General features: G+C 56.6%; 4 protein-coding genes. 2 read left to right on the top strand and 2 right to left on the bottom strand.

All coding sequences use genetic code 11. The features are described 5' to 3' along the window. Nucleotides 1-191: PAS domain S-box protein (locus ACESMB_RS15085; protein ID WP_372972003.1), on the bottom strand; the 191-nt coding region annotated here is incomplete at its 3' end. Between the two features lie 125 nt (nucleotides 192-316). Further along, nucleotides 317-1,132: a dienelactone hydrolase family protein gene (locus ACESMB_RS15080; protein WP_372927668.1), complete on the bottom strand. Its 816-nt coding sequence runs from the start codon at nucleotides 1,130-1,132 to the stop codon at nucleotides 317-319. A gap of 158 nt (nucleotides 1,133-1,290) precedes the next feature. On the opposite strand from ACESMB_RS15080, the gene ald reads away from it, so the two are divergent. Continuing rightward, on the top strand, nucleotides 1,291-2,409 hold the full coding sequence (gene ald / locus ACESMB_RS15075) for an alanine dehydrogenase (RefSeq protein ID WP_372972002.1): 1,119 nt from the start codon (nucleotides 1,291-1,293) through the stop codon (nucleotides 2,407-2,409). 24 nt (nucleotides 2,410-2,433) lie between these two features. Further along, nucleotides 2,434-2,973: glutathione S-transferase family protein (locus ACESMB_RS15070; protein ID WP_372972001.1), on the top strand; the 540-nt coding region annotated here is incomplete at its 3' end.

The raw sequence follows: 2,973 nt of genomic DNA, 5'->3' as shown, positions 1-2,973 counted from the left end.
AGCAGTCCCGGCGTCTTGCCGAGTACCTCATCCGCAGAATAGCCGGTCAAGTTGCTGAAGCCCTGGTTCACATAGATGATCACGGAGTTTTTGTGGTCGGCAGTGGCTTTTGTCACCATAATCGATTCAAAAGCCAGTTCAGCGACGGTTTGAAACAGTGGGGATTGGAGTACATCGTCGGAAGTGTTCATACATGTCCTTTTGCGTAAAGAGAGCAGATCTTGTTTGATGGATCACAAATCATTGTACGAACTGCTCTCATCACTGTATCAGTCCTGCAGGCGATTGCACGCGTGCGATCAGGCCCGGTGGGGGCTCAGTTATTGAAGACTTCGTCGTAAAGCCGCATCGTGCCTTCCCAGGAGCGCTTTGCAGCCTCGTCATCGTAGCCAACGGGCATATCGAATTCCTCGGCAATGCTGTCTGCACCGGGGTTGGTGAAGGAGTGCAGAACTCCCGGGAAACTGACCAGAGTCAGGTCGGCTTCGGCGTCCTGCATCTCTTCGACCAGGCCTGCGACCTGATCCGATGGCACCATCTTGTCCTCTCCTCCAGTGTAGACGTGGATACGGGGCTGGACCTTGCCGGCTTCTGCCTTGATGGGGCTTCCCAGCGCACCGTGGTAGCTGACCACAGCGTCCAGATCCACGCCCAGGCGAGCCATGTTCAGCACCACGGCTCCGCCGAAGCAATAGCCCTGGGCTGCGATCCTGTCGCTGTCGACACTGTCGTGTTGTTGCAACAGTTCCTTGGCCGCCATAAACCGGGCCTTGACCTGATCCATGTCTTTTGTCGCTTCCTTCATGAAGCTCTGGGCATCTTCAGGGTGTTCTGCCAACTTGCCCGATCCGTACATATCCAGCGCGAATGCCGTGTAGCCTGCTGCGGCCAGTTTTTCTGCCTGCTCCCGGGCAAATTCGTTGTGCCCCCACCATTCGTGAACTACCAGAACTCCTGGGCGCTTGCCATCGGCTTCGTCGTCGTAAGCCATGTAGCCGGTGAAGGTTTCACCGTTGACTTCATATTCTACGGTTTCCGTCTGCATTTCTGCTGATACCTGTCCACATGCGAGGGTAAGGGCCACCGCGAATGATAGCGGGGCCGCGGCCAGGGTCTGTTGTTTTGTATTCATTGGTTCCTGCTCCGTTTGGGTCGATTACCTGGTTGGTCGGGTTGTTACGCCGGAATCCATTGAACCGATGCATTCAATTGCTACTGCCGGTGTCATGCCTTTTTACTACACTTTAGCGGAAGACACATTGTTTACTCCACGGATTCAAGGGGCAGCGGATGAAGATCGGTGTACCGAAGGAAGTAAAGAACCACGAATATCGGGTGGGAATGACGCCCGCCGCCGTCCATGAGCTTTGCGGACATGGGCACGGCGTGTGTGTCCAGGCGGATGCCGGTTCGGCTATTGGTTTCAGCGACGAGGATTACCGGAACGCCGGCGCGGAGATTCTTGACGATGGTCCCGCGGTGTATGCCGCCGCCGACATGATCGTCAAGGTCAAGGAACCTCAGGCCAATGAGCGTGCTTTGCTGACGCCCGGCCACATTCTGTTCACCTATCTGCACCTGGCGCCAGATCAGGCCCAGACTGATGATCTGGTGAAGTCCGGTGCTACCTGCATTGCCTATGAAACAGTTACTGACAGCCATGGCCGGTTGCCATTGCTGGCGCCTATGTCGGAGGTCGCAGGGCGAATGTCAATACAGGCGGGAGCCCATTGCCTGGAGAAATCCATGGGTGGCCGCGGCGTCCTGTTGGGCGGCGTTCCCGGAGTCAGTCCGGCACGGGTGACCGTCATCGGCGGTGGTGTGGTCGGGCAGAATGCGGTGGCCATGGCCATCGGGCTGGGCGCCCAGGTGACCGTGCTGGACCGGAATATGGATGTGCTGAGGAACCTGGACCATCTCTACGGCAATCGTATCAGCACCCTGTTCTCCACCGCTGCAACCCTGTATGAGGCAGTCACCGAATCGGACCTCGTTATTGGCGGTGTGCTGATCCCCGGTGCTTCTGCGCCCAAACTGGTCACCCGTGATATGGTCAGCCGGATGCCAGAGGGCAGCGTCATCGTGGATGTGGCCATAGATCAGGGTGGTTGCACCGAAACATCCAGACCTACTACCCATGATGCTCCCACCTATATGGTCGACGGAGTGGTCCACTACTGCGTTGCCAATATGCCGGGTGCGGTTGCCAGAACCTCAACACTGGCGCTGAACAATGTCACCTTGCCGTTCATTGCCGCACTGGCCAGCAAAGGCCCGGAGCAGGCCATGAAAGACGACCCTCATTTGCGCAATGGCCTCAATGTCTACCAGGGCAGGGTTACCTTCCGCGAGGTGGCGGAAGCCACCGGCTACGAGTTCGCTGCCCCTGAATCCCTGCTTGGTCAGTAACCCGATTCAAAAAACGGAGACTGTATGAAACTGATTGGATCTACCACATCCCCCTACGTCCGGCGTATCCGGTTGTTGCTGGCCGATAATGAATACGAATTTGTGAACCTGGATATCTATGGCGGGGGCAGGGAAGAGCTAAGACGCAACAACCCGGCCCTGAAAATCCCCATGCTGATTGATGGAGAGCAGGAGGTGTACGACTCCAGGGTGATTGCCCGCTATATCAGTGAGAAGCAGGGCCTCGCTCCGCTGACCTGGGACCAGGAGAACCAGCTGACGCTGATAGACGCGGCTAACGACTCTGCCGTCATTCTGCTGTTGTCGTCCAGATCAGGTATCGATACCAGCGAGAACCTGATGTTTTTCAACCTCCAGCGGGAGCGCATCATGATGACAATGCGAACGCTGGCAGCGATGGTTGATGATGGCCAGTTTACCCGGTGGAACTACCCGGCAATCTGCCTGTACTGCCTGGTGGACTGGGTTGATTTTCGGGATCTGGTGGATTTTTCCGGCATCGAAAGCCTGATCAGTTTCCGGGATCATCATCGCAACGATGAA

Origin of the sequence: Marinobacter sp. (assembly GCF_041686475.1) — a bacterium.
GTDB lineage: Bacteria > Pseudomonadota > Gammaproteobacteria > Pseudomonadales > Oleiphilaceae > Marinobacter.
The sequence above is the reverse complement of the archived record's forward strand: the minus strand, read 5'-3'. Positions and strand labels throughout refer to the sequence as shown.

What these genes read in the sequence shown, in the direction of transcription:
- ald (WP_372972002.1), top strand. Translation starts at nt 1,291, where the DNA reads ATGAAGATCGGTGTACCGAAGGAAGTAAAGAACCACGAATATCGGGTG.
- ACESMB_RS15080 (WP_372927668.1), bottom strand. Translation starts at nt 1,132, where the DNA reads ATGAATACAAAACAACAGACCCTGGCCGCGGCCCCGCTATCATTCGCG.